At 67.1% G+C, this 21,198-nt stretch carries 17 protein-coding genes and 1 pseudogene; 7 read left to right on the top strand and 11 right to left on the bottom strand.

What is annotated here, in order from left to right:
• Positions 1-15: 15 nt before the first annotated feature.
• The 5 genes from KF780_08950 to KF780_08930 all read right to left on the bottom strand — a co-directional run bounded on the left by KF780_08950 (position 16) and on the right by KF780_08930 (position 5,737).
• Positions 16-972: a hypothetical protein gene (locus KF780_08950; GenBank protein MBX3561926.1), complete on the bottom strand. Its 957-nt coding sequence runs from the start codon at positions 970-972 to the stop codon at positions 16-18.
• Positions 969-3,482 (bottom strand): fimbria/pilus outer membrane usher protein, encoded by a 2,514-nt coding sequence (locus KF780_08945; protein MBX3561925.1) that lies wholly within the window; start codon positions 3,480-3,482, stop codon positions 969-971. The genes KF780_08950 and KF780_08945 overlap by 4 nt, the downstream gene beginning before the upstream one ends.
• A 1-nt stretch (position 3,483) precedes the next feature.
• Entirely contained in the window at positions 3,484-4,233 is a 750-nt protein-coding gene (locus KF780_08940; protein MBX3561924.1) for a fimbria/pilus periplasmic chaperone, read from the bottom strand.
• Between the two features lie 184 nt (positions 4,234-4,417).
• Entirely contained in the window at positions 4,418-5,074 is a 657-nt protein-coding gene (locus KF780_08935) for a hypothetical protein (protein ID MBX3561923.1), read from the bottom strand.
• A gap of 120 nt (positions 5,075-5,194) precedes the next feature.
• Positions 5,195-5,737 carry a hypothetical protein gene (locus tag KF780_08930; GenBank protein ID MBX3561922.1) on the bottom strand — a complete coding sequence of 181 codons (543 nt, stop codon included), beginning with the start codon at positions 5,735-5,737 and terminating at the stop codon, positions 5,195-5,197.
• A 589-nt stretch (positions 5,738-6,326) separates the two neighbouring features.
• Between KF780_08930 and KF780_08925 the strand changes: the two genes are divergently transcribed.
• Entirely contained in the window at positions 6,327-6,923 is a 597-nt protein-coding gene (locus tag KF780_08925; protein ID MBX3561921.1) for a helix-turn-helix transcriptional regulator, read from the top strand.
• Between the two features lie 229 nt (positions 6,924-7,152).
• Here the strand turns inward: KF780_08925 and KF780_08920 are convergent, their stop codons facing one another.
• The 3 genes from KF780_08920 to tpiA all read right to left on the bottom strand — a co-directional run bounded on the left by KF780_08920 (position 7,153) and on the right by tpiA (position 10,096).
• Complete coding sequence (locus KF780_08920; protein ID MBX3561920.1) at positions 7,153-8,790, bottom strand: CTP synthase; 1,638 nt, start codon at positions 8,788-8,790, stop codon at positions 7,153-7,155.
• Between the two features lie 94 nt (positions 8,791-8,884).
• A complete protein-coding gene (gene secG / locus KF780_08915) occupies positions 8,885-9,271 on the bottom strand; it encodes a preprotein translocase subunit SecG (protein ID MBX3561919.1) in 387 nt (128 codons plus the stop codon).
• Positions 9,272-9,346: 75 nt separating this feature from the next.
• Complete coding sequence (tpiA, locus tag KF780_08910; GenBank protein MBX3561918.1) at positions 9,347-10,096, bottom strand: triose-phosphate isomerase; 750 nt, start codon at positions 10,094-10,096, stop codon at positions 9,347-9,349.
• Between the two features lie 117 nt (positions 10,097-10,213).
• Between tpiA and KF780_08905 the strand changes: the two genes are divergently transcribed.
• From KF780_08905 to lexA, 3 genes are read left to right on the top strand one after another with little or no spacing between them, the layout of a single operon-like run.
• Positions 10,214-12,160 (top strand): peptidyl-prolyl cis-trans isomerase, encoded by a 1,947-nt coding sequence (locus tag KF780_08905; GenBank protein MBX3561917.1) that lies wholly within the window; start codon positions 10,214-10,216, stop codon positions 12,158-12,160.
• Between the two features lie 10 nt (positions 12,161-12,170).
• A complete protein-coding gene (locus KF780_08900) occupies positions 12,171-12,749 on the top strand; it encodes an aminodeoxychorismate/anthranilate synthase component II (protein MBX3561916.1) in 579 nt (192 codons plus the stop codon).
• Positions 12,750-12,804: 55 nt separating this feature from the next.
• Positions 12,805-13,455, top strand: a complete 651-nt coding sequence (lexA, locus tag KF780_08895) for a transcriptional repressor LexA (protein ID MBX3561915.1) — start codon at positions 12,805-12,807, stop codon at positions 13,453-13,455.
• On the opposite strand, the pseudogene KF780_08890 reads toward lexA, so the two are convergent.
• Positions 13,439-15,622, bottom strand: a pseudogene (locus KF780_08890) (ComEC/Rec2 family competence protein). The gene lexA and the pseudogene KF780_08890 overlap by 17 nt on opposite strands.
• A gap of 11 nt (positions 15,623-15,633) precedes the next feature.
• Here KF780_08890 and KF780_08885 point away from each other — a divergent pair.
• Genes KF780_08885 through KF780_08875 form a run of 3 tightly spaced genes read left to right on the top strand, consistent with a single transcriptional unit; the run spans position 15,634 to position 18,736 of the window.
• Entirely contained in the window at positions 15,634-17,061 is a 1,428-nt protein-coding gene (locus KF780_08885; protein ID MBX3561914.1) for a glutamate--tRNA ligase, read from the top strand.
• A 3-nt stretch (positions 17,062-17,064) separates the two neighbouring features.
• Complete coding sequence (locus KF780_08880) at positions 17,065-18,348, top strand: citrate synthase (protein ID MBX3561913.1); 1,284 nt, start codon at positions 17,065-17,067, stop codon at positions 18,346-18,348.
• Between the two features lie 4 nt (positions 18,349-18,352).
• The gene (locus tag KF780_08875; GenBank protein ID MBX3561912.1) at positions 18,353-18,736 is read left to right on the top strand and encodes a GFA family protein; all 384 of its coding nucleotides are present in this window, start codon (positions 18,353-18,355) and stop codon (positions 18,734-18,736) included.
• Between the two features lie 6 nt (positions 18,737-18,742).
• Here KF780_08875 and KF780_08870 read toward each other — a convergent pair whose 3' ends face one another.
• Both KF780_08870 and KF780_08865 read right to left on the bottom strand, forming a co-directional pair.
• Complete coding sequence (locus KF780_08870) at positions 18,743-20,110, bottom strand: HAMP domain-containing histidine kinase (GenBank protein ID MBX3561911.1); 1,368 nt, start codon at positions 20,108-20,110, stop codon at positions 18,743-18,745.
• On the bottom strand, positions 20,107-21,198 hold the full coding sequence (locus tag KF780_08865; GenBank protein ID MBX3561910.1) for a DUF2336 domain-containing protein: 1,092 nt from the start codon (positions 21,196-21,198) through the stop codon (positions 20,107-20,109). The genes KF780_08870 and KF780_08865 overlap by 4 nt, the downstream gene beginning before the upstream one ends.

Here is a 21,198-nt window from a genome sequence, read left to right as displayed (position 1 = left end):
ATAGGCCATCCGGCCCTACCGGCGCCGTGGCGAACATGCTCCGGGGCTGAACACGTCGCGCGGGCTGAATGTCAGCGTGACGACGTCGGAATAATCGCCTGCCGGCAGCCTCGCGACATCATCGCGATTGAGGGTCACTTCGAAATCGTTCACCGCTCCCATCGGCGCGGGCGTGGTCGGACAGATGAGCCGGTCCCCCGACCCGACTTGCGCACCGCCATAAGCCATGCGGTAGCCGATCCCGTCCTCGTCGCCGCGACGGCGCCTGAGCGCACCGTCATTGTCACTCTCGACAAGCACTTCATAGGGCACGGTGCTCAATGCCGTGACCGAGATCCGGCGCGAAAGCTCCGCAACATCGGGTCCGATCCGACCGAAGTCGATGCGGCCGCGCGTGCGCCCGATACCGCCGATATAGGCGGACGCGAACCGCGGAACTTCGACCCGAACCTCGACGGGACGCAATTGTTCCTGCTGCGCGCCGACAGGAGCGCCGGCGCTGTTGAAGCACTGATAGCGGACGATCAGATTCTCGCGATGCACGCCCGCAAGAGACGGCTGGCCGCGCGGAATGGTCAGGCGCATCCGAACGAAATCGACATTGCGCCGGCCCGACACGCGCGCTTCGGCGCCGTTATTGGGATTCAACAGCTCGTTGCCGGTCACGAAAACCTGCCGGGTCGTATCCTCCAGCCAGCTTATGTCATATTCGGCCGGGCCCTGCGCGCCGATACCGGGGCCGTTCGCGCCCAAGGCGGTATCGACGAGGAGGAATTTCACCCGCGCGACACTGTCGTTGAGACCTTCGACGCGAATATCGAAATTGTCTTGCGCGCTGACCGGATTGAACGGGTTATAGTCCCCGCCCGGCCCGTTGCCGATCACCTGAAACTCGGCGCATCGGCTCTGCGCCAGGGCGGGAGCGGTCCAAACGCAGGCGAGCAGCGCGGCACCGGCGATAGATACCCTCATTGACCCTCTCCCAATTGAACATCGCCCGCCCGGAACACGCCGCGCTCACCATCCGGCACATCGATGATGACGAAGGTGGCGGGCTGGGTAGGCATTTCGATGCGCCAGCGGCCCGGACGCAGGCCGGCGATGCCGAACCTGCCGGTGCGGTTGGTAAAGACCGTGATCGCGGGCCGATCGGGCTCGGCGAGCTCAATCGCGCGGCCGGCGAGCAAGCTGACCGGCTGACCGTTGGTATCGAGCAAGGTGCCGACGACGGTAACCGAATAGTCGGAACCGGCGGTCACCAAATAGCCGGAGCGATAAGGCGGGAAGACGCGGACATTGCCGCGGCCGAGATCATAGCCGATCGGCGCATTGGGCACGTCGAAATTCACGACGCGCTCGATATAGGCGGACAGGTTCGGTTCGACAGCAGGGCCGAGCGTACCGGAGCGAGCCGTGTAACTGTCTTCCTGCGGATTGATGTAGACGGTCGCGTCGCCCAGCGTCGGATGCGGCCGCACCATGACGAAGCTGTCATAGATCGGCCGCGACAAGGCGAAATTGCCGTCGGCGAAAACCAGAGCGGTGCCGAGACGGACCGAGGTGCGCTGGGCATCGAGCCTGCGACCGGAAATATCGAAGATCGAGGCATGATTGAGTCCCAGCTCGGCGCGATTGGCATAATAGGTCGCATTGCCATCGAGGCCGACATCGTCCTCGCCGACGCTGACTTCGCCCGATGCCGCCCAAGCGCCGACACCGTCACCCCGCGATGTCTGATAGCCCACGCGCGCCCGGCCGAAGCGGGAATCATATTCCGCCGTCCCGCTTGAGCGCGGCCCGAAGCGCACGATAAGGCCAACCCGCACACCATATTCGCGGCCGAAAAAGGCCCGGTCCTCATAGGTCGCTTCCGCGGTGAGGTTGAGCCGCTGGTTGACGCGGAACCCGTAATTGACCCGGACCGATTTCTCGTCCTGAAAAATGCCGCGCGCGATCGAATATTGCCCGGTCACCGCGACGAACTGGCGCTGATCGAGCGCCTGCGAATAGGAGACCGACAGATCCCAGGCGAAACGGTTGTCGGCGACCAGTTCGTTCGGATTGGCGAAATTGCGGCTGCGATGCTCCACCGTGAACCCAACCGAACGCCCGAGTGAACGGCTGCCGCTGAACGCGTAGAGCAGGCTGGTGTTGAAGGCGAAGCCCGTGCCGATATCATCGACCTTGCTGAACGCGAGATCCGCGCCGAGCGTGCCGAGCGGCGTCGCGGCCACGATCTCGCCGCCGATTACCGCGCCGCGGCGACCGGCATTGAAGTTGCCGCCCGCTGTCAACCGATCCGTGATGCCGCGGCGGAAGAAACCCGACGCGACCGGCTCGTCGAAGTCGTAGGCGCGCTGGCCGTTCGACTGGCGCGAACGAAAACCCGCGAACACGCCGAATTCGGTCAATCCCGGTGACAGCAGAGTGCGGTCGAAGAAGGCCGAAAATTCGATGACCTCACGGCCGCCGGCATCGTCCTCGACGATGATCTGGACATTGTTGGCGCCCTGGACGAACGGAAAATCGCGCAGGTCATATGTGCCAGGATCAAGCCTGATCCGGCGGATCGACTGGCCGTTGATGACGGCCTCGATCGTGGAGGGCCGGGTCAGCGTGAAATTACGGTCGCCGCGCGGCTGGACGTTGCGCTGCGGCTCCAGCACGGAATAGATGCGCACGAGCGACGCGCCGAGCATCTGGCTCGTTCCCGAAAAACCGCGGCTGATCGGCCTCAGATCGCCCGCCGTCCAGCGCGCGAGCCAGTTGCGATCGTCGTAAACGACCCGCGTTCCTTCCCGCACGAACGTCCTGCCGAAGCCGCTCAGGCGCAGCGTCGCTTCGTTCTCCAGCACGAAATTGCGATAGCGAAAGGCGCTGTCGATCAGTGCGGTCGGTCCGGAAAAGCCCGAATTGGGGCCATTCCACTGATAGTCGGTGAAGGTCCGAAAGTTGATATAGCCGGCGAAGCCCGCGGGGGGGTCCGCCTCACCGATGAATTCGTCGCCGAACCGTGTCAGCCTGAGCTGCCGCCGGGTCCGCGCTTCCGCAGGAATGTTGATTTCCAGGCTGATCGTCGCGGGAACATAGCGGACGGCATAGCCGAGCGCGGCCAGTTCTTCGGCCGTCACATATCCGGGCGTGGACAGCCGCGCGACCAGTTCCTCGCCGCGCGCGGCATCGAGCGCGGGCAGCAGCACGGTCAGCAGGCGCTGCGCATTGACTCTCAGGCTGTCGTCCGCGCCGAGGATGAAATCGATTTCACCGAGAATGAAGGCGCCGTCGCGGATCGGCGCCGTCAGGCTGATATCCCGACCCGTCGGATTCAGGCGCGCGCGCGCGGCGGATGGCTGCGGCGGTTCGGTCGAAGCCGAACTGTCGTTGCCGGACTCATTTTCCTGAGCAATGGCCGGTGAGGCGTGGAGCAGGAGGCTGGCCAAGGCCAGGGACAGCGACGTGCCGAGGCACAGCCTTGTCCTCATGCTATCGCCGCGCAGGCGTGAATTGCGCCTCAACGGTCCCCCCCGACTGCGGCAAAACTAGCGTCGTCAGGATGCGGCGCGTCTGCCCGGCGCCGACAAGGCCATAGCCGATCTCCTGGACGATCTCCTCGTTGTTGAGAGTCCTGCGGAACACTTCCTGGCCGTTCGCATCACGCTGCACAATGCGAAGCGAGCCTTCCGAAAGATAACCATAATTGGCCGAGCTGTTCTCGATATTGAGTACAAGTCGCGGCTGGCCGTCCCCTTCAGTCGAAACCTCCGAGCTGACGATGTTCAGCGCAGGCCGCACGCCCGGCACGCTGACCCCGACGACGACCTGAAAATTGTAGAGCACCTGAACTGCGGACTCCCCTTCCGCCATGCGCACCGGGAGCTGGGCCACGGTCACGAAATAGTGCCGACTCTGCCTGAGGTCCGGATCGCCGACATATTGGATGCGGAAAGACTGCGATTGCCCGGGCTCGATGAGCGCCTGGGGCGGGAAGACCAGAAGATCGTCCGTCTCTTCACCGGTGCCGTGGACACCTTCGTCCGAATAGCCGGCGCGCTGGACCCTGAGCTCGACAGGAAGCGGCGTCGCGAAGGTGTTCTGGACGGTGACGATCTGCGACATCTGCCGGCCGGCCGGCTGCAAGTCGACGACGACAGGTTGCACGCTGGTCGCGGTGGCGGGAACGGTGGAAATGGAGATCGCGGCGGGAAGCAAAACCCACGCCGCGAACCGGCGCATCTTCCTCAGCATCTTCCCCCTCGCTCTCTTACGGCCCTGAAACAAATTATCGGGCATAACGGCTTCATATACAATCTTATTTCGCGGCCGGTCATTGAACCGTGAAAAAGCGCAAAAAGACGAACACGCCGAAAGCTGCGAAAAGAATCCGGGGCGGGCGAACCCGCCCCGGATATAGGCCGGATCAGACGCCCGGAGTGATCTCGACCGTCAGCGTACCGAAATAATTGCCGGCGGCGAGACGGTTGGTATCCTCGGAGAAGCTCGAGCGCGGGCCGGAGCCGGACGCAGCGCTGACCGCCGCCGAGGGGAGCTCCTGAGCGAAGGTCACCGGAGCACCGAGACCGCTCGGACCAAAGCTGCCCACGGTGAGGCCGCTGCCGACGCCGAAGCCAGGGCCGTTGCCGATGCCGTCGGCGGTGCCTTCGGTGGAGCCGAAGCCATCGCTGCGGACCGCGCCCGCGATCGTCATCGTGACGTCCCAGATCAGCGCGGTGTTGAACCCGTTGACCTGCGTGCCGGTGTTGCTCGAGGTCAGCGCCGTGCGATAGGCGTTGATCTTGTTCTTGTTGCCGGTGCACCAGGCGTTGATGCCGAGCGCATTGAGGCCGCTCGCGATCGACGCGGAAACGTCGGTGCGCGCGAAACCGTCATTGTCGGAAATCACGTTGGCCGGCAGATTCACGGCATAGCTGGTCGCTTCCAGGTTGCACTTCGGCGGGTTCACGCCGTTGATGGTGAAAACTTCCTGGTCCATGCCCGTATTGTCACCGTCGGCCAGGGCCGGGGTGGCGGTGGTCATGGCGGCAATGGCCGTTGCGGCCATCAAAAACTTCTTCATCGTCATCCTCCTTCACATTTTATCACTGCCGGTTTTCAAGGGACCCGGTTCCCCCAAATCGCGCGCAATTTCAGCGACCCACGCCTTGGCCACGCGCAAAGCTGTCACATCCTCACCCGATCATGTCCTGGGTCCGATCACGACGGTGAGAAAATCCTGATAGTTGCCGGCCGCGCGGCGCGGGCCGCCATCGTCGCCGCCCCGCCAACTCACGGTCAACGAACCGGTGCGGCCGATCGCGATGTCGCGGCCCGAGGAAATACCCTGACCGGGCCGGGCGCCGTAAAAACGGCACCGCCCGTCCCTGCCGGTCAATGCGCTGGAATGGCAGGTGCCGCCGTCGATCGCGCCATTATCGGTGGCGACCAGCAGGGCGACGTCATAACCCTTTTCGATCGAGAAACCCTGGCCGTCCGTACCGCTGTCGCGTGGGTTCGCCGTAGCGAGGCGCATCGCGCCATGAGCCGAATTCACGCCGATCCGGAAGGGCGAATTGCAATCGACATTGAATGCGAGCTGGAGAGATTCGGTCTGGTCGAGGCGTCCTTGCGCACGCGCTTGACCGTTGACGGCTGAAAGCCCGCACCGTTCCGCGATCCGTGCCGAAATCTCGATGCGTAGAGGGTCTCCACGCGGCGTTCCGCCCGCAACGGCGGGGGTCATCGCGATCGAGGCTGCGCAAGCAAAGGCAAGCAGGCCGAAAACGCGGGCCATAGGCTTCTTCCCCATCCGTACCGCGCCGACCTGGTCCGTCTCCAATAAGACCAGATGACACGGGCCTCAGGGGAAAAGGCCTCATCCGACTCGCCTCCCCCGAAGGAGGCCATGGGGTAAATCCAAATGGCGCCGGCTGGCATCCCCCATATTGGGGATTTGATAAGATTTAGCTTAACTTTAGCAAAGATTTTTTGCTGTGTTTTGAAGGAACTGGACAAATGTCGGGTAGATAGGAAAGTTAACGCCACGGCCTATTTTCGGCCATGAAGAAAGGGGGTGTCCGATAATGACACAATGCCCGTCCGAACCTTGCCACGAACAACGGCGGAGTCATTCGGAAAAAGCGAAGGAAATGCTTGACGGTGCAATGTTATCCACAGCGGCTTCTTCGTCGGAAAGGCTCTTTGTTTCGTTCCCGCCACGACCTTTGGTTTAAATTGACATGCCCGGGATTTTCGAATTTCTGCAAGGCGATCTGGATGGGAAAGCCGGCTTGCGGGGTATCGCCCGCTCGGACTTTGGGGGAGCGTAATCGGTGGGCGAGCTGGATAAGGAGGGGGAAGACGCGATGGCGTCCGCTCTGCTGGCGCTCGCCTGGATGGAGTGCGAAGAACAGCCGCGATTGATCTGCACGGACGATCTCCTGCTCGTCTGGGCCAATGCGGCGGCCCGCACAGAGTTCGCGCAAGGCACCGATCTCGAGCTGAAGGACGGCCTGCTGGTCGTGCACGAGCGGGCGCATCAGGCGGAGCTCGCCGCCTTCGTGAAGCAGTGCGACGGAGCAATTTCGACGCTCGCGCTCTCCACCCGCGACGGCGACGGCCATCTGCTGCTGCGCGCCCGGCGTATCGCGGCTGAAAGCGGCGAAACCGGCCGGGTGGGGCTAACTTTCCTGCGCAGCGGCGCCGGCTTCCGACCGCATTATGCCGATCTCGAGCGCGCGTTTCAGCTCACGCCGGCCGAGCACCGCATCCTGCTGAACATGGCCGACGGACTGAATGCCGAGGCGATCGCGGAAGCCAAGGACTTGTCCATTGAGACGGTGCGTTCGCACATCCGCAGTCTCTACAACAAGATGGGCGTCGCCTCGCGCGAGGCCATGTTTGCGCGCATCAGGCCTTTCCGCCTTTAGCGCAAAAGCGAATCGAAAGCAGGGCAATCGCAATCCGGACGGGAGGAAGATCGGCGCTGGTTTGGAGACGCGCCTTCACCCCCTGATATCCCGTCCGGCACGAAATGGGGAAGAAACCCGTTTCGTTCCATAACGCTAGCCGCCGGGGCGGATCGCCTCAATATCGGGTTTTCACGGGGTCGCGCTCGGTTCGCCGGGCGAATTGGTCGCTTCGCCGTTGCCTTCGGCGTCAGACCAGCCGCGACTGCTTCACGGCCGCTTCGATGAAGCTGGCGAAGAGCGGGTGCGGATCGAAGGGCTTGGACTTCAGCTCCGGGTGGAACTGGACGCCGACGAACCAGGGATGGTCCGGCCGCTCGACGATCTCGGGCAGCTCGCCGTCCGGGCTCATGCCGCTGAACACCAGGCCGCCGCCTTCCAGCGCGTCGCGATAGCGGGCGTTGACCTCGTAGCGGTGGCGATGCCGCTCGCTGATCGTGTCGGCGCCGTAGATCGAGCGCACCACGCTGTTGCCGTCGAGCCTGGCCGCATAGGCGCCGAGCCGCATCGTGCCGCCCAGATCGCCGGTCGCCTCGCGCTTCTGCAACCCCTCGGCGCTCATCCACTCAGTGATGAGGCCGACGACCGGCTCGGGCGTCTCGCCGAATTCGGTGGAATTGGCGGCTTCGATACCGGCCGTGTTCCGCGCGGCCTCGATGCACGCCATCTGCATGCCGAGGCAGATGCCGAAGAACGGCACGCCCCGGGTGCGGGCGAACTGGACGGAGGCGATCTTGCCTTCGCTGCCTCGCGTGCCGAAGCCGCCGGGGACGAGGATGGCGTGCATCGGCTCGAGCGTCGCGGCGATCTCCGCCTCGGGGTGCTCGAACAGTTCGGCGTCGAGCCACTTGATGTTGACCTTCACCCGATTGGCCATGCCGCCATGGACCAAAGCCTCGGTCAGGCTCTTATAGGCGTCCTGCAGGCCGACATATTTGCCGACGACGCCGATCGTCACCTCCCCTTCCGGATTGAACAACCGGTCGAGCACATCGGCCCAGCGCGCCATATCGGGCGCCGGCGCATCTTCGATGCCGAAGGCGTGCAGCACCTCCGAATCGAGCCCCGCCGCGTGATATTGCGCCGGCACCGCATAGATGCTCGGCGCGTCGAGCGCGGGGATGACCGCCTCGGTCCGCACATTGCAGAACAGGGCGATCTTGGCCCGCTCGGAGTCGGGCAACGGATGCTCGGTGCGGCAGACGAGGATCTCCGGCTGGATGCCCAGGCTGGTGAGCTCGCGCACGCTGTGCTGGGTCGGCTTGGTCTTCAGTTCGCCGGCCGCGGCGAGATAGGGAACGAGCGTGGTGTGGATGGAGAGCGTCTCGCCCCTGCCCGCCTCGTTGCGGAACTGGCGAATCGCCTCGATGAACGGCAGCGATTCGATGTCGCCCACCGTGCCGCCGATCTCGCAGATCATGAAATCGAGATCGTCCTCGACATCGGCGCGGATGAACTCCTTGATCGCGTTGGTGACGTGCGGGATCACCTGGACAGTGGCGCCGAGATAGTCGCCGCGCCGCTCGCGCTGGATGATGCCCTGGTAGACGCGCCCCGAGGTGACGTTGTCGCTCTGCCGCGCCGGCACGCCGGTGAAGCGTTCGTAATGGCCGAGATCGAGATCTGTTTCGGCGCCGTCGTCCGTCACATAGACTTCGCCGTGCTGATAGGGCGACATCGTGCCCGGGTCGACGTTGAGATAGGGATCGAGCTTGCGCAGCCGCACCTTGAAGCCGCGCGCCTGCAGCAGCGCCGCGAGCGACGCCGCCATGAGACCCTTGCCAAGCGATGAGACCACGCCGCCGGTGATGAAAATGAACCGCGCCATGGGAGGATGGGCTTAAGCGGACGGAACGGATTCGGGCAAGCCGCCGAATCGATTTTATTTGCGCCGTCCTCGCGAGGCTTGCAGGTCAATAAGCTTATTGCGCGATCGGAACGCCACCCGCCTGATTGGTCGCGGCAGGGGCCTGGTCGGTCGGAGCGCCCTGCGGCGCGGCGCCGGGCAGCGTGAACGGCTGTTGCGGCTGGACCGGGGCGGCCGGAGCCTGCCGGGCGAGATTCGGATCGATGGTACGCGGACCGCCGGTATTGGCGGCGAGACCGGCCAGGACGATCGAAAGCACGACGAACACGGTCGCCAGGATCGAGGTCGATCGCGTGAGGAAGTCCGATGCGCCGCGCGCTGTCATCAGGCCCGATGGACTGCCGCCGCCGGCGAAGCCGCCGCCTTCCGAACGCTGCATCAGGATGACCGTGATCATCGCGAGGGCGACGAACGCCTGGACGATCAGGATGAAGGTGAACAGGCCGGACATGAGAGCGGTCTTTCGCGAAAGGGAAATCAGGGTCGGCGCGCGATCTAGTCGATCGGGCGCGTCGGTTCAACTGCGCGCGGCGGCTTCGACGATCGGCACGAAGGCGTCGGCGGTGAGGCTCGCCCCGCCGACCAGCGCGCCGTCCACGTCCGGCACGGCAAACAGCTCGGCGGCATTGTCGGCCTTGACCGAGCCGCCATAGAGGATGCGCACCCGCCCGCCGCGCTCGCCATGGCGGGCGACCAGAGCGGCGCGGATGTCCGCGTGCATTTCCGCGACATCGGCGGGCGTCGCGACCTTGCCAGTGCCGATCGCCCAGACCGGCTCATAGGCGACGACCAGCTCGCCATCCTCCCAATTGTCGGGAAGCGAACCGGCGAGCTGCGACCGCACCACCTCGACATGGCGGCCAGCTTCGCGCTCCGCCGCGCTTTCGCCGACGCACACGATCGTGAGCAGCCCGCCGGCCAGCGCGGCCTCCGCCTTGAGCTGAATTTCGCCATCTTTCTCGTGCTGGTCCGCCCGGCGCTCGCTATGGCCGACAATGACGGCGCGGGCTCCTGCCTCCTTCACCATCGCAACGGACACGCAACCGGTATGGGCGCCGCTCTCTTTCGCGTGGCAATCCTGCGCGCCGATCATCAGACCGCCGGATCGGGTGACGGCGGGCGCGATAAGCGTGAAGGGCGGACAGATGCCGACATCCACGCCACCCGACTCGCGCGCAGCCTCGGTGATACCCGCAAGCTCCCCCAACTGGGCGATGCTCCCGTTCATCTTCCAGTTGCCGACGACGAGCTTGCGGCGGAGGTCCATTTCGAATTCCCTGCTGGTTGATGGGGCGCCTAGCAAGCGCGCGGGCCGGTGCCAAGCTTGCCCCCGCCACGCCCTGCTTCTATTGAGCGCGCCGAACAGTCTTCTTCAGGATCAAAAATGGCCCTTTCCCGCAAAGTTCGCACCTGGACCATGGCCGCCATATTGGCGCTCGCTCTCGGCGCGATGGTCGTCACCGGCTTTGGCACCGATGGCATGGGGGGCATGGGCGGCCTCGCCGGCGGCGGAAGCGGCGACCGCATCGCCCGCGTAGACGGCAGGCCGGTGGGCGAAACCGAGCTCAACGACCTCATCAACCGCCAGTTCGCCCAGGCCCGCCAGCAGCAGCCGACGCTCGACATGGCGACCTTCCTGGAGATGGGCGCGTTCGATGCGATGCTCGACCAGCTCATCATCGGCAAGGCGATCCAGGCCTTCGGCGGCAGACAGGGCCTGGTCGTTTCGCAGCGCATGGTCGATCGCGAGATCGTCAACATCCCGGCCTTCCGCAATTTCACCGGCCAGTTCGACGATGCGACCTTCCGCCAAATGCTCCAGTCGCAGAACATCACCGAGGCCCAGTTGCGCGACGACCTCGCCCGCTCGCTGATGCAGCGCCAGCTGCTGGGCCCGGTGGCGATCGGCGCGCGCGCACCGGAGGGCATTGCTCGCGAATATGCCAACCTGCTGCTGGAACGTCGAACCGGTACGATCGGCGTCGTTCCCGCCGAGTTGCTGGCCGAAGGCATCGCGCCGTCGGCGCAGGAGATTCAAGCCTATTACACACGTAACCGCGCGCGCTTTTCCATTCCCGAGCGGCGCGTGGTCCGCTTCGCGATGATCAGCCCGGATCTGATCGCCGCGCGCGCCAGCGCGACCGATGCCGAGATCGCCGCATATTATCGCGACAACCAGGCCGAGTTCGGCCCGCGCCAGACGCGCTCGCTCCAGCAGGTGGTGCTCCAGGACCAGGCGACGGCGGATGCGTTCGTCCAGCGGGTGCGCGGCGGGACGAGTTTCGCCGACGCCGCTTCCCAGGCCGGCTTCGGCGCGCGCGACATCACATTCCCCAGTCGCACCCAGGAACAGTTTGCCGGCGAGACGTCTCCCGAAGTAGCGCGCGCGGCATTCGGCGCCGAACAGGGCGCCGTGGCGGGGCCGATCCGTTCGGACTTGGGTTTCCACGTCGTGCGCGTCGAAGCGGTGGAGCGCAGCGCGGCCCGCCCGCTCGAAAATGTGCGGGCCGAAATCGCCCAGGCGATCGAGCAGCGCAAGAGCGCGGACCTGATGAATGTGCTGATCCAACGCATCGAAGAAGGCATTTCCGGCGGCGCCAACGTCGAGCAAGTGGCTCGCGCCAACGGCCTCAATCTCATCACCACCCCGCCGATCACCGCGAACGGCCAGGTGCCCGGCCAGGTCTGGTCGATCCCGCCCGGCCTCGCGCCGCTGTTGCGCACAGCATTCGAGATCGACGCCGACGACCCCGAGCCCGCAATCGAAACCCTGGAAGGCGAGAACCGCTTCGCCCTCGTTGACGTCGAGCGGGTGATCCCGGCCGCGCCGCCGCCGCTGGCGCAGATCCAGAACGAAGTGCGCGCCGCATTGGTGCAGGAACGCGCCCTCGTCCGCGCCCGGCAGATCGCGCAGAGCATTGTCGATCGCATCAACGGCGGCACGGCGCCGGCCGCCGCCTTTGCCGCCGCGCAGCCACGCCTGCCAACACCCCAGGCCGTCAACATGCAGCGCCTGGAGATCAGCCAGGGCGCCCAGCAGGTGCCACCGCCGCTGCTCGCCCTGTTCAGCCTGCCGGAAGGCCGCGCGCGGCTTGTCGCGGCACCGAACGACGCGGGCTGGTTCGTCGTCCACCATGCGACGCGCACCCCCGGCAACGCCGCCGACCGGCCGGAGCTGATCGCCACCACGCGCGCCGAATTCTCCGGTTCGGCCGCCGAGGAGATCGCCCAGCAATTCGCCCGCGCCGTCGAGGCGCGCAGCCGGGTCGAGCGCAATGCCGATGCGATCGCCCGGATGCGCGCCCGGCTGTCGGGGAATGCGCAGCAATGAGCCCGGCCGGGTGATCCTCGTCATCGACAATTATGACAGCTTCACCTGGAACCTGGTTCACTATCTGCAGGAGATCGGCGCCGAGGTAGGGGTCGCGCGCAACGACTCGCTGAGTGCCGCGGAGGCGCTGGCCAGCGGCGCGGCGGCGTTCCTGATCTCGCCGGGGCCGGGCGCGCCGGACGAGGCCGGCATTTCGCTCGATCTGGTCGCGGCCTGCACCACGGCACGACGCCCCCTGCTGGGCGTCTGCCTCGGCCATCAGGCGATCGGGCGGCATTTCGGCGCGGCGATCGCGCGGGCGCCGGCGATCATGCACGGCAAGGTTTCCGATATCGTGCATGACGGCAGCGGCGTCTTCGCCGGTCTGCCCTCGCCTTTTCCGGCGACGCGTTATCATTCGCTGATTCTGGCACCGGAAAGCATCCCCGATGCGCTGATCGTCAATGCGACCGCGCCGGACGGCACCGTCCAGGGCGTGCGCCACCGCGGATTGCCGATCCACGGCGTCCAGTTCCATCCCGAAAGCATCGCCAGCGCGCACGGCCATACGCTGTTGCGCAATTTCCTGAACCTCGCCGCCGCCGCTTGACACCTGACGAAGCGTTCCTTACACGTTCCGTATACGTTCTTTCGGGAGAACCCGGATGCTGACTCGCAAGCAACAGGAACTGCTTCTCTACATCAACGCCAAGCTGTCCGAGAGTGGCGTCTCGCCTTCGTTCGAGGAAATGAAGGAGGCGCTCGATCTCAAGTCGAAGAGCGGCGTCCACCGGCTCATATCGGCGCTGGAGGAGCGCGGCTTTATCCGGCGCCTGCCCAACCGGGCGCGGGCGCTCGAGGTGCTGAAGATGCCGGACGTCCGGCCCGCCGCGGCGAACGCCAGTGTTCCGGTTGCGCCGCCCCGCGCCGCCAACGACATCCTGGACATCCCGCTGCACGGCCGGATCGCGGCCGGCACGCCGATCGAGGCGCTGCAGGGCACGGACACATTGCCCGTCCCTGCCGCGTTGCTCGGCCCTGGCGAGCATTATGCGCTGGAAGTGGCCGGCGATTCGATGGTCGAGGAAGGCATTCTCGACGGCGACTATGCGCTGATCCGCCGGCAGGAGACGGCGCGCGACGGCGAGATCGTGGTCGCGCTGATCGACGACGAGGAAGCGACGCTCAAGACCTTCCGCCGCGAGGGCCAGATGATCCGGCTCGATCCGGCCAACCGGCAATATGATCCGCAGCGCTACCGGCCGGAGCAAGTGCAGATCCAGGGCCGGCTGGCGGGGCTGCTGCGCCGCTACTGACCGCTCCACGCGGCCGGAACGGCCGAACCGTCCGCCACGGCCGTTCGCCGCTCATCGCCGCCGTGCTGGCAACTCGGAGACGTTCGCCGAACGTGATGGCGAGGCCACCGGTCCGGCGCAGCAGATCACGATCGGCGCGCAGCCAGCGCGGTTGGCAGGCGCGCGGTAGGCGGCGATCGGAGACGACGATATCGGCCGCCGCGCAGGCGCGCACCATCTCGTCCCAGCGCACGAAATGGCGGCTGCGGGTGGCGAGGATGCGCCAGCGCCGCCCGTCGCGATCGATGTTCGCCGCGCACAGGTCGGCGCTGCACGCCGCATTGGGCAATTCGTCGAAATCGAGGAAATCGGGCGGCGCCCCGGAAATCTCGGCCAAAGTGTCGCGCACATAGCTGCCGGCGCGCGGACGCAATATCGCGAGGCGGCCATCCTCGCCGCGCAGCACGAGGTGGCGCCCGTCATCGGTGACGAGCAGATCGGCGGTGGGTGTCGCCAACGCCCAGAGCGCGCCGGCCGCGACCGGCGCCAACCCCCAGCGTCGCCAGCCTGTCCGCCACAGGCACAGCCACAGCCCGCCGCCGATCATCAGCGCGAAGGCCCCGCGCGGCATGGCGGGGAGCAGGGCGACCGCGCCCGGCGCGTTGGCGGTGGCGTGAGCGAGGCCGAGCAGCAGCGAGAGCGTCTTGCCGGCCAGCCACCAGAAAGGCGTGCCCAGCCCGGCCAGATCGAACAACAAGGCCAGCGCCTCCAGCGGCATGATGACGAAGGTGGTGAGCGGAATGGCGATCACATTGGCAGCGGCGCCGTAGAGTCCCGCCTTGTGGAAATGGAACAGGGCGATCGGCGTCAACGCCAGCTCGACCGCGAGGCCGGTCAGGGCGAGGCCGAGCAGGACGCGCCCCGTCTTGGCCAGCCCGCCTTCGTCGCGGCGCGAGAGCAGGGCCTGGATGCGCGGATGCTCGTGCAGCGCGACGATCGCCACCATCGCCGCGAAGCTCATCTGAAAGCTCGCCCCCACCGCCGATTCCGGCCAGAGGAACAGCACGACCAGCGCCCCGGTCGCGACCAGCCGCAAGGTGAGTGCATCGCGGCCGAGCGCGATGCCGGTGAGCACCAGCAGGGCCGCGATGCACGAGCGCACCGTCGGCACCTCCGAGCCGGTCAGCAAGGTATAGGCGATCCCCGCCAGCGCCCCGACGGCGGCCGCGATCAGCACGAGGCGCAGCCGCAGCGCCAGCGCCGGGCTCAGCGCCAACAGCTTCAGCGTCAGCAGCATCGCCGCGCCCACCACGGCGGTCAGGTGCAGGCCGCTGACCGAGAGCAGATGGGCGAGACCGGAGCGGCGCATCGCCTCCGCATCCGCCTCGGGAATGCCGAGCTGGTCGCCGGTGGCGAGCGCGGCGGCGATGCCGCCCTGCCCCGCCCCGTCGAGCCGCGCGCGGATATGGGCGGCGAGCCGCTGGCGCCAGTCGGCCAAGCGGGCCTGCCAGCCGCGCGCGGCGGGCGGGGCGACGACGCGCACCTCCAGCGCCCGCCCGGTCCCGCCGATCCGCTGGAACCAGGCGGCGCGCTCGAAATCATAGCCGCCCGGCACGGCCATCGGCGCCGGCGGCATCATCCAGGCGCGGATTTGCACCCGGGCGCCCGGCGCGAGACCCGCCGGCTCCTGCCCCTCGCGGATCGTCACCCGCAGCCGGGCCGGCATGCCCTCGCCCTCCGGCGCGACCACGAGGCGGGTGGCCGGGCGCGGCGCGGCGAGCGCCTGGACGGCCTCGACCGTGGCGGTGAAGGTCATCAGGCCGGGCCGCTCCAGCCGGGGCGCGGCGACCCGCTCCGCCTGCCACCAGATCAGGGCGGCGCCAACCGCCGTGGCGAGCGCGAAGATCGCCGTCGCCCGGCCCCAGCGGCTCGCGCCCGCCGTGGCGGCCAGCCCGAGCGCCACGGCGACGGCCGCGATGATATAGGCGATTCGCCCGGATTCGGTGGGCAGCCAGAACCAGAAGGAGATGCCCGCGAGCATCCCCACCGGCAGCCAGAGCGGCAATTGGTCGCGCTCGGCGTCGAAACGGGATTCGAGCCAGCCGCCCGGGCGCGGCCATGGGAATGCGCGCGCCCTTGGTCGCGGCGCATCGGCTATGCTAGGGGCCGCTCCTTCCCCGGTCGCCATGCGGCCCATCCTTGGAGAAGCGCCGCGTGAGCGCAAGCACCATCGTCACCCGGTTCGCGCCCTCGCCCACCGGCTTCCTACATATCGGCGGCGCGCGCACCGCCTTGTTCAACTGGCTCTACGCGCGCCGTCATGGCGGCAAATTCCTGCTGCGGATCGAGGACACCGACAAGGCGCGCTCCACCCAGGCGGCGATCGACGCGATCCTGGACGGCATGAAATGGCTCGGCCTCGACTGGGACGACGATGCGTATTTCCAGTCGAAATTCGCGGAGCGCCATGCCGAGGTCGCGCACCAGCTTCTCGCCGCCGGCCACGCCTATCGCTGCTGGATGACCGCCGAGGAGCTGGCCGCCCAGCGCGAGGCCGCGCAGGCGGCGCGGCGCCCGTTCCGGATCGACAGCCCCTGGCGCGACCGCGACGACGGGCCGGAGGACCAGCCCTTCGTCGTCCGCCTGTGCGCGCCGCGCGAGGGCGCCGCCACGGTCCACGACCAGGTGCAGGGCGAAGTCACCGTCCAGAATGCCGAGATCGACGATTTCGTGCTGCTCCGCTCGGACGGCACACCGACCTACATGCTCGCCGTCGTCGTCGACGATCACGACATGGGCGTCACCCACATCATCCGGGGCGATGATCATCTCAACAACGCCTTCCGCCAGCTCGGCATCATCCGGGCCATGGGCTGGCCGGAGCCGACCTATGCCCATGTTCCGCTGATCCACGGATCGGACGGCGCCAAGCTCTCCAAACGCCACGGTGCGCTGGGCGTCGAAACCTATCGCGACGAGCTCGGCATGTTGCCCGAATCCGTGTTCAACTATCTGCTGCGGCTCGGCTGGGGGCATGGCGACGAGGAGATCATCGCCCGCGAAGATGCCGTGCGCTGGTTCGATCTTCCGCAGGTGGGACGTTCGCCCTCGCGCTTCGACATGAAGAAGCTGGAAAATCTGAACGGCCATTATCTGCGCGAGGCCGATCCGCGCCGGCTCGCCACCTTGGTCGATCACAGGATCGAAGGCGCGCTGGGCCGCGGACTCGACGCCAGCGACATCGATCTGCTCGCCGCGGCGATGCCGCAGCTGACGCCGCGCGCCAAGGATCTCAACGAGTTGACGGATGGCGCTCTCTTCCTGTTCAAGCCGCGTCCGCTGGTCATGGACGAGAAGGCCACCGCTTTGCTAGAAGGCGCGGCGCGGGACCTGCTCGCCCTCGTCCATGCCGCGCTCGCCGCATTGGGGGACTGGACGGCCGAGGCGACGGAGCAGGCGGTGCGGGAGGTTGCCGAGGCCGAAGGCGTGAAGCTGGGCCAGGTGGCGCAGCCCTTGCGGGCGGCGCTGACCGGCCGGGCGACATCGCCGGGCATATTCGACGTATTGGCGCTGCTCGGGCGGGACGAAAGCCTCGCGCGGATCGCCGACCAAATGGGGAAGGAATAGACCATGGCGGACAAGGCCAGCTTCACGATCGGCGACAAGAGCTTCGACACGCCGGTCATGTCCGGAACGGTCGGTCCCGACGTCGTCGACATCCGCAAGCTTTACGGCCAGGCCGACGTCTTCACCTACGATCCCGGCTTCACCTCGACGGCCTCCTGCCGCTCGGAAATCACCTATATCGACGGCGATGCCGGCATCCTGCTCCATCGCGGCTATGCGATCGACGATCTGGCCGAACATGCCCGCTTCATGGAAGTCGCCTATCTTCTGCTCTACGGCGAATTACCGAACCAGGGCGAGCTCGACGATTTCACCCATACGATCACCCGCCACACCATGCTGCACGAGCAGCTCGCGACCTTCTATCGCGGCTTCCGGCGCGACGCGCATCCGATGGCGATCATGTGCGGCGTGGTCGGCGCGCTTTCCGCCTTCTACCACGATTCGACCGACATCACCGATCCCAAGCAGCGGATCATCGCCTCGCACCGGTTGATCGCGAAGATGCCGACGATCGCGGCGATGGCCTACAAATATTCGATCGGCCAGCCGTTCATGTATCCGCAGAACGACCTCAGCTACACCGGCAATTTCCTGCGCATGACCTTCGGCGTCCCGGCCGAGCCTTATGATGTCAATCCGGTGATCGAGAATGCGATGCGGCGCATCTTCATCCTTCACGCCGATCACGAGCAGAACGCGTCCACCTCGACGGTGCGCCTCGCCGGCTCCTCGGGTGCCAATCCCTTCGCCTGCATCGCCGCCGGCATCGCCTGCCTGTGGGGTCCGGCCCATGGCGGCGCGAACGAGGCCGCGCTCAACATGTTGCGCGAAATCGGCCGGCCGGAGCGGATTCCGGAATATATCGCCCGCGCGAAGGACAAGGAGGATCCGTTCCGCCTGATGGGCTTCGGCCACCGGGTCTACAAGAATTTCGATCCGCGCGCGAAGGTTATGCAGAAGACGGCGACCGAGGTGCTCGACGATCTCGGCATCTCCGATCCCGTCCTCGACACCGCCCGCGAGCTCGAGCGGATCGCGCTCAGCGACGATTATTTCATCGAGAAGAAGCTCTATCCGAACGTCGATTTCTATTCGGGCGTGATCCTCAATGCGATCGGCTTCCCGACGACGATGTTCACCGCCCTCTTCGCGCTCGCCCGCACCGTTGGCTGGGTCGCGCAGTGGAACGAGATGATCGCCGATCCGGAGCAGAAGATCGGACGCCCGCGCCAGCTTTATACCGGCCCCGCCCAGCGCGAATTCGTGCCGGTGGAGAAGCGCTGATCCGATGCACCGGGGCAGCTGTCTCTGCGGCGCGGTTGCGTTCACCGTCGCGCACGCTTTGCCTCCCTCCATTGCCTGTCATTGCCGGCAGTGCCGCCGCCAATCCGGTCATTACTGGATTTCGACGGACGTCGCGCGCGATGCGCTGACCATCGCAGACGACGCGGACAAGCTGACCTGGTTCCAGTCGTCGGAGCGCGTCCGGCGCGGCTTTTGCGCGCAATGCGGCTCGTCGCTGTTCTGGGACGCGGCCGGACGGGAGAAGATCGCGGTCGCGATGGGCGCGTTCGATGCGCCAACGGACACGAAGCTCGCCCTGCATATCTTCGTCGCCGAGAAAGGCGATTATTACGATATCACGGACGGCCTGCCGCAGAACGAAAGATAGGCTCGGCTAGCTTGCGGGCAATGTCAGCGTGAAGCGCGCGCCCTGCCCCGGCGCGCTGTCCACGCCGAGGTCGCCGCCCATCGCCCGGGCGAGACGCCGCGCGATGTAGAGGCCGAGGCCGGTGCCGCCCGGTTCCGTCGGGTCCACCCGCTCGAACTTGCCGAAGATGCGCTCCTGATCCTCCGGCGCGATGCCCTTGCCCTGGTCGGCGACGACGACCAAGGCGAGATCGCCCTCCCGTTCGACCCGAACCCAGACCTGCCCACCTTCCGGTGTGTAACGCACCGCATTGCCGATCAGGTTGACGAGGATCTGGAGCGTGCGGGTGAAATCGCCGGTGGCCGGCTGCATTTCGTCCGCATCCGGCGCGTCGATCCGCACCTTGGTGTCGGCGGCGCGCACGGCGAGCAGCCCGGCGGCACGTCGGGCGATATCGGCCAGGTCGATCGCCTCCGCCTCGGGCGTAAAATCGGTGCGCTCGATGGCCTGGAGATCGACCAGATCACCGACGAGAGCGAGCAGATGGCGCCCTGCGGTCGCGATGTCGTCGGCATAGCCGGCATAGTCGCTGCGCAGCGGCCCGTCGGGCTGAGCGCGCAGCCGCTCGGCATTGTCGACGATATCGGCGAGCGGCGCGCGCAAGGCGGCGTCCAGTCGCTCGCCGAACGCCTTGTTATCCGGCGGCGGCGCTACCGGCGTCTCTTCCTCTCCGGCGCGCAGGCTGAAAGCAGTGCCGCGAAAGCCCGCGAAGCGGCCCATGCCGTCGATCAGCGGCACGCCGGACAGGCGGTAGCGCCCCTTGCGCCCGGCCCGCAGCTCCGCGACCTGGCCGTCGAAGCGCGTATGGCCCGCAAGCGCGGCGAGAATAGGAAGCGAGCCGTCCGCGCCTTCCAGAAAACGAAACAGCCGGGTGAGCTGCTTGCCGACCAGTTCGGCCGCCGGGCGTCCGATCGCCGTGGCGGCCGCCGCCGGCAGCGCGGTCAGCCGCAGCGTGTCGTCCGTTTCCCAGGTCCAGTCCGCCTGGGCGCGATCGAAATCCGCCTCTCGTACCGGTGCGATGGCCGGCGCTCCGGACTGCGCTGCGCGTTCGGCCCAGCCGGTGATCGACAGGGCGATCTCGTCGCCTTCCGGCGCGGCGCGGACCCACAGGTCGATGTCGTGATCGCCGTCGGCGGCGATGGCGGCGCGCGAGACGGTGATGCCGAGCCGCCGGGCCAGCCGCGCCAGCGCGGCGATCTGCGGCACCGATAGCGGACCGCCTTCGCGTCCGCCGGCGCGCTCGTGCAAGGCGGCGAGCGGCGGATCGGCCGCGATCAGCCGCCCGTCGGCATCGACGCGGCCGGTGACCGGCCGCTCGTCCGCATCGGCGCTCATGCCGCCTCTCCCGTCCGCGCCCGGGTGGACAGGCGCGCGACGCTGGCGCGATAGGCGGGATGTGCCTGCCACAGCCGCAGAACCTCCTGCGCGGAAGGCCGGTCCATCGTGTCGTAAAGCTCGAGCTGCGACGCGGCGGCATCGCCCTCCGCGCCGGACAGCAACGGCCCACGCGCATTGAGCGCGAGCAGGATGCGCGCGGCGTCCTGCCGGTCCACGCCGCCGCCGCGCAGCAGCAAGGCGGGACCCCGTCCGCGCGGATCGGACAGCACTTCCCAGGCGGCGGCCAGATCGAGGCCGCACAGGGTGGCGAGGCCGGCGAGAAAGACGGGCAGCATGCCGCCTTCGATCATCCGCGCCAGCGCGTCGCCGTCGAGCCGCCCGGTCCTGTGCATGTGGCGGACGAGCTGCAGCGCCCGCGCCTCCAGCGTGGCGCCCTCGTCATAGCCGGCGATCGCGGCGCTCGCCGCCTCCTCGACGGCGGCATCCACGGCCAGCGCGTGATGGTGCTGGACGATGTAGTGCCGCAGGGCGGCGGCGACGATCCAGACCAGCTTGTGCTGCATCTCGGCGGGCAGCTCGACCTGAGCGAGCACCGGTTCCTGGAACCGGTCGAAACGGCGGCTGCGCGCGATGACCAGCTCCATCGCTTCGGCGGCCAGCGCCTCGTCGACATCGCGCACGAGTTGGAAGAGATAATCGTCGGCGCCGCCCGGTGCGCCGGCCTGCCAGAAACGGTGCTCCTCGACCCGGCGGACCAGGATCGTGGTCAGCTCGGCATCGCGCAGCGCCTGGGCGCGTTCCAGGATCGGCAGGGCAATCGGGACATGGGCGGAGGACAGAGCGGCATGGAGCGCGTCCTGATCCGCAAAGCGCCGGGCGAGGCGCGTCCGCAAGTCGTCCTCGATCGAGACGACGAGGCGGCTGAGCAGGGAGGAGGCGGTGAGCCGTTGCCATTCGGTCAGCCGGGCGCGATCTGGCAGCAGCAGATCGGTCGCGGCCACGGCAAAGCGCTCGCGCGCCGCGGCCAGCAACAGGCGCGCGGCGTCGCTCCGTTTTCCCTGCGTCGTCGCTCCGGGCTCGGCCAT

The organism is Sphingomonas sp. (assembly GCA_019635535.1).
GTDB lineage: Bacteria > Pseudomonadota > Alphaproteobacteria > Sphingomonadales > Sphingomonadaceae > Allosphingosinicella.
The sequence above is the reverse complement of the archived record's forward strand: the minus strand, read 5'-3'. Positions and strand labels throughout refer to the sequence as shown.

Excerpts from the sequence above, each read along its gene's own strand:
- KF780_08950 (MBX3561926.1), bottom strand. The coding sequence starts at position 972 with ATGAGGGTATCTATCGCCGGTGCCGCGCTGCTCGCCTGCGTTTGGACC.
- KF780_08945 (MBX3561925.1), bottom strand. The coding sequence starts at position 3,482 with ATGAGGACAAGGCTGTGCCTCGGCACGTCGCTGTCCCTGGCCTTGGCC.
- KF780_08940 (MBX3561924.1), bottom strand. The coding sequence starts at position 4,233 with ATGCGCCGGTTCGCGGCGTGGGTTTTGCTTCCCGCCGCGATCTCCATT.
- KF780_08935 (MBX3561923.1), bottom strand. The coding sequence starts at position 5,074 with ATGAAGAAGTTTTTGATGGCCGCAACGGCCATTGCCGCCATGACCACC.
- KF780_08930 (MBX3561922.1), bottom strand. The coding sequence starts at position 5,737 with ATGACCCCCGCCGTTGCGGGCGGAACGCCGCGTGGAGACCCTCTACGC.
- KF780_08920 (MBX3561920.1), bottom strand. The coding sequence starts at position 8,790 with ATGGCGCGGTTCATTTTCATCACCGGCGGCGTGGTCTCATCGCTTGGC.
- tpiA (MBX3561918.1), bottom strand. The coding sequence starts at position 10,096 with ATGGACCTCCGCCGCAAGCTCGTCGTCGGCAACTGGAAGATGAACGGG.
- KF780_08905 (MBX3561917.1), top strand. The coding sequence starts at position 10,214 with ATGGCCCTTTCCCGCAAAGTTCGCACCTGGACCATGGCCGCCATATTG.
- lexA (MBX3561915.1), top strand. The coding sequence starts at position 12,805 with ATGCTGACTCGCAAGCAACAGGAACTGCTTCTCTACATCAACGCCAAG.
- KF780_08880 (MBX3561913.1), top strand. The coding sequence starts at position 17,065 with ATGGCGGACAAGGCCAGCTTCACGATCGGCGACAAGAGCTTCGACACG.
- KF780_08875 (MBX3561912.1), top strand. The coding sequence starts at position 18,353 with ATGCACCGGGGCAGCTGTCTCTGCGGCGCGGTTGCGTTCACCGTCGCG.
- KF780_08870 (MBX3561911.1), bottom strand. The coding sequence starts at position 20,110 with ATGAGCGCCGATGCGGACGAGCGGCCGGTCACCGGCCGCGTCGATGCC.
- KF780_08865 (MBX3561910.1), bottom strand. The coding sequence starts at position 21,198 with ATGGCCGAGCCCGGAGCGACGACGCAGGGAAAACGGAGCGACGCCGCG.